The 4,272-nt window shown below is 65.6% G+C and carries 5 protein-coding genes; 3 read left to right on the forward strand and 2 right to left on the reverse strand.

Annotated features, from left to right (window positions below; all coding sequences use genetic code 11):
• Both VF643_RS03535 and VF643_RS03540 read right to left on the reverse strand, forming a co-directional pair.
• A partial coding sequence (locus tag VF643_RS03535; RefSeq protein WP_331041992.1) for a flagellar basal body protein occupies positions 1–458 on the reverse strand: 458 nt, incomplete at its 3' end.
• 45 nt (positions 459–503) lie between these two features.
• Positions 504–1,802: a flagellar hook protein FlgE gene (locus tag VF643_RS03540; RefSeq protein WP_331041993.1), complete on the reverse strand. Its 1,299-nt coding sequence runs from the start codon at positions 1,800–1,802 to the stop codon at positions 504–506.
• A 195-nt stretch (positions 1,803–1,997) separates the two neighbouring features.
• Here VF643_RS03540 and VF643_RS03545 point away from each other — a divergent pair, with 195 nt between their 5' ends.
• Genes VF643_RS03545 through VF643_RS03555 form a run of 3 tightly spaced genes read left to right on the forward strand, consistent with a single transcriptional unit; the run spans position 1,998 to position 4,183 of the window.
• A complete protein-coding gene (locus VF643_RS03545; RefSeq protein WP_331041994.1) occupies positions 1,998–2,405 on the forward strand; it encodes a flagellar biosynthesis repressor FlbT in 408 nt (135 codons plus the stop codon).
• A gap of 3 nt (positions 2,406–2,408) precedes the next feature.
• On the forward strand, positions 2,409–3,734 hold the full coding sequence (gene fliI, locus VF643_RS03550) for a flagellar protein export ATPase FliI (RefSeq protein WP_331041995.1): 1,326 nt from the start codon (positions 2,409–2,411) through the stop codon (positions 3,732–3,734).
• Complete coding sequence (locus VF643_RS03555; protein WP_331041996.1) at positions 3,731–4,183, forward strand: hypothetical protein; 453 nt, start codon at positions 3,731–3,733, stop codon at positions 4,181–4,183. The genes fliI and VF643_RS03555 overlap by 4 nt, the downstream gene beginning before the upstream one ends.
• The last annotated feature ends 89 nt before the right edge of the window (positions 4,184–4,272 follow it).

The following is a 4,272-nucleotide window of genomic DNA, read 5'->3' on the forward strand; positions in this document are numbered from 1 at the left end:
AGGGCCGTGACGTCGCCCGACAGCTGCTGCATCGATCCGATCGCGTCCTGCACATTCGCGGTGAAGCCCGCCACCGCCTGCGTCGAGCTCGGGTCGGCTGTCATCGCGATCGCCGAGGAGCGGATCTTATCAAGCTGTGCCGGAAGACCGGACTCGGCACCGGGCGCGCCCAGCAGGGCTTGGAGCCGGCCCAGGTAAGAGGAGGTGACATCTGCCTCCCCCACGTCGCCGGCGCGCTTGTACACCGTGGTCTCTAGGAAGCGATCCGCCACCCGGCTGGTCTCGCCCACGGAAACGCCATTCACCTTCCCGCCCGACACCGCGGTGGTGATGGCCACCTTCTCACGCGCGTAACCGGGCGTGCCGACGTTGGCGATGTTGTTAGAGACGGTTCGCAACCCGGCCTGGGCAGCACCAAGGCCCGACATGGCCGATCCGAAGATTTCGTTCAACGACACGAACCGTTTCCTTATTATGGGCGGCGTTCGACGCCGCCCCTGTCATCAGCGCTTCAGATTGCTGACTTCCTGAAGCATGTCGTCCACTGTGGTGATGATCTTCGACGACGCGCTGTAGGCCCGCTGGAACCGGATCATGTTGGTGAACTCGCCAGCCAGGTCGACCGTCGAGGCCTCCAGGTTGTTGGACGAGAGTTTACCCGCGCCCGCTGCTCCGCCCTCGTTGATCGCCACCAGACCCGACAGGTCTGATGCGCCGTAGGCATTGCCCGACAGGCGAGTCAGCCCATTGGGGTTGGGGAAGGTCGCCACGGGGAGCTGGAACACCTCGCGTGAGGTTCCGTCGTCGAACAACGCGCTCACCCGGCCGGTCTCGGAAATCTGGACGGTGAAAGCGCCCTGCAGACCGCCGTCGACGCTGGAGGAGATCAGCGCGGACTCGCTGCCAAACTGCGTCAGACCATTCAGGCTGCCGTTGTCCCCAAGCTGAAGCCGGATCGGGCTGGAGCCCGCACCGTTCGTCCAGCCGATGTTCAGCGCGCCGAACAGCGCCGGGGAGCTGTTGGTGAGATCAAGGCTGCCGTCGCCGTTGAAGCGAACCGTACCGCTCGCGACCAGTCCGTTGGCAGCGGTCACCTCGGTTGCCGGCGCAGCGTAGATCTCGGCCGCCCATTCATTCGGATTGCGCTTGACGAAGCCGACGTTGAGCTGGTGTGCGCCACCCTGCGCGTCGTACACCGTAACCGCGCGGGTGAACTGCGGGGTCAATGCGCCCGACGCCATGTCTCCGGTGGCGTAGGCGCCCGTATTCACCGCGGTGGTCGACTGTAGGTTCACGCGCATCGCGATCTTGGAGGTCGGCGCTGCCGTGCCCGTCAGGTCGCTCAGCCGCACAGGCTGCAGCGCATTCAGGTCGCCCGTGTTGGTGTAGTTGCCCGCGTTATCCAGCTTCCAGCCCTGCAGGTAGTAGCCGCCGGTATTGCGGAGGTAGCCTTCCTTGTCCGCGCTGAACGACCCGGCGCGGGTGAACGTCACGCTGCTGTCCGGCTTGCTGCTGTCGCGGGTCACGAAGAAGCCATTCCCATCGAGCGCCATGTCGGTGGCGCTGTTCGACGCGGAAAGCAGACCCTGCTGCGATATCAGGGAGCGCGGTGCCGCCTGGACGCCACCCGCCGAATAGGTCGACCGGGACCTGCCATCGGTTACCATGGTGCGGAACTGCGTCTCCACGCCCTTGTAGCCCACGGTGTTGATGTTGGTGATGTTGTCGGCGACGCCTGCCATGGCGGCAGCTTCGGCACTGAGGCCGGACACACCGGCGTAAAGGGCGGAATAAAGGCTCAACGATGGTCTCCTACGGGTGCTTAGGCCCACCGGCTTTGCTGCCGAGCACGCCCGTCTAGACTTATTGTAGAAGAGAGCTGCCCTGTTTGGTGGAAACGCGCAGGAAAATCAGATCGGCAATTTTTGCCGACTTCTTCCTGCTATGGCCCTCTGCCGTCCTATAAGTTGGTAAAGGCACAAACAAAGGCGCCGACGATGACACTGCGTATCTCGCTGAAGGACGGCGAAAAGATGATCGTGAATGGCGCGGTGATGCGCGCCGTCGGCCGCACGAACCTAGTGGTCGAGAACCACGTCGCGCTGCTGCGCGGCCGCGAGGTGATGTCGCCGGAAGAGGCTGTCACGCCGGCACGGCGGCTCTACTTCGCGTGCATGCTCGCCTACATCGGCAGCGAGGAACGTCAGGCGGCCCAGCAGGAACAGATCGTGAGCCTGCTGGGCGATATGGTGAAGGCGCTGGAGACCGAGGAAGCACGCGCAATCTGCACCGCCCTTGCGCACCAGCTCGCCACCGGCGACTATTACCGTGCGCTTGCGGAATGTCGTGCCTTGATCGCCTATGAGAACGAGGCGCTGGGCCGCCTGCCGATCCAAGCGGCCTGAACGGTGCAGACGCTCGGTTCAGCGGCTCGCGCGCTTCGTGCGCTGTCCCCCGACCAACGCTTCGGCAAGGTGGTGGCGGTGCGCGGAGCGCTGATCGAGGTGGAAGGCCTGACCGGCGCCGCCCAGATCGGATCGCGTATAAGCATCGGCGGGAGCGGCGAGGCGGTGGAAGCAGAGGTCACCGGGCTCGACGCCGGGGTCGCACACTGCCTTCCGTTCAGCGATCCGCACGGGCTCTCATCAGGCACGCGTGCGCGGCTGGCGGCGGGCGAGTTCGCGCTCCGGCCCAGTAATGCCTGGCTCGGCCGCATGGTGGACGGGTTGGGCCGGCCTGTGGACGGCAAGGGTCTGCTACCGCGAGGCGCTGAACCGCGCCTGATCAAGGCCGCCCCCCCGCTCGCCGCCCATCGCGCGAGGGTCGGCGAGAAGATCGAGACCGGCGTTCGCGCGCTGGACGTATTCGTGCCGCTCTGCCGGGGGCAGCGCCTTGGGCTCTTCGCAGGATCGGGCGTCGGCAAGTCCGTGCTGTTGTCCATGCTTGCCCGCTGGACCGAGTGCGACGTGGCGGTGATCGGCCTGATTGGCGAGCGCGGCCGTGAAGTGCAGGAGTTCGTCGAGGACGACCTCGGCCCCGAAGGGCTCGCCCGTAGCGTGGTGGTGGTAGCCACGTCGGACGAACCTGCCCTGATGCGGCGTCAAGCGGCCTGGACTACCCTCGCGATCGCGGAGCACTTCCGCGATCAGGGCCTCCATGTCCTTTGCCTGATGGATTCGGTCACTCGTTTCGCGATGGCGCAGCGGGAAATCGGCCTTGCGAACGGCGAGCCGCCGGCGACGAAGGGATACACCCCTACCGTGTTCGCCGAGTTGCCGCGTCTCTTGGAACGGGCCGGCCCAGGTCTGCCGGGCCAAGGCTCCATCACCGGGCTATTCACCGTACTGGTGGACGGCGATGATCATAACGAGCCGGTGGCCGACGCAGTACGCGGCATCCTCGATGGCCATGTCGTGATAACCCGGCGCATCGCCGAGCGCGGCCGCTACCCTGCGATCGACATCCTGAAGTCAGTGTCGCGCACGCTGCCGAATTGTCAAACCACTCAGGAGAACGATACCCGTCTCGCTGCGCGCCGCCTGCTATCCACCTATGGCGACATGGAGGAGATGGTGCGGCTCGGTGCGTACAAGGCAGGATCGAGCGGAGAGGTGGACGAGGCGATCCGCCTCGCTCCCGCGATCGAGACGTTGCTGAAGCAAGGCAAGGGCGACCGCGGCCACGCCGCCGAGACCTTTGCTACGCTGGCTGCCATGATGGAGCCTTCCGCATGAGGACCCCGTACGATACGGCGCTGCGCGCACGTAAGCGTGAGGTAGACGACCTGCGCGCGGCGATCGGGGGCGCTACCCGTAAACTGGTGGAAGCGGATGCTTCCGCCAAGGCGCTCAGCGACACGTTGGCCCGCGAGAAGCAGATCGCGGCTGGCAACCTCGTCTTCTCGCCGATGGCCTATCTCCTGCGTGCGCGTGCCGAGGCCACTCGGCTGCAGGAGATGCGCCACGCCGCTGGTGCAGAGCTAGACGCACTGCGGCACCAGGCCATGGAAAGCTACGGCTCGCTTCGCGCGCTCGAAGGTGCTGCCGAGGAATTTCGCGAACAAGCCTCGCGAAACGCTGCCAGCGTCGAACAGACGTCGGTGGACGATTTCGCTGGCGCGCGCTTCGCGCGGGAGCTGCAGCGTGCCCGTCAGGCGCGTGCGCACCCACAGGACGCCCGATGACGACGATCAGCAAGGAACTGCAGGCTCTACCGCCACAGCAAAGAGCCGAGTTGATCTACAGTAAGGCACGGTCGGAGTTGTCCACTCGT

The sequence above is a fragment of the Sphingomonas sp. genome (genome assembly GCF_036387595.1).
Taxonomy (GTDB): Bacteria; Pseudomonadota; Alphaproteobacteria; order Sphingomonadales; family Sphingomonadaceae; genus Sphingomonas.

Coding starts and splice junctions, on each gene's coding strand:
- VF643_RS03545 (WP_331041994.1), top strand. CDS start 1,998: ATGACACTGCGTATCTCGCTGAAGGACGGCGAAAAGATGATCGTGAAT.
- VF643_RS03555 (WP_331041996.1), top strand. CDS start 3,731: ATGAGGACCCCGTACGATACGGCGCTGCGCGCACGTAAGCGTGAGGTA.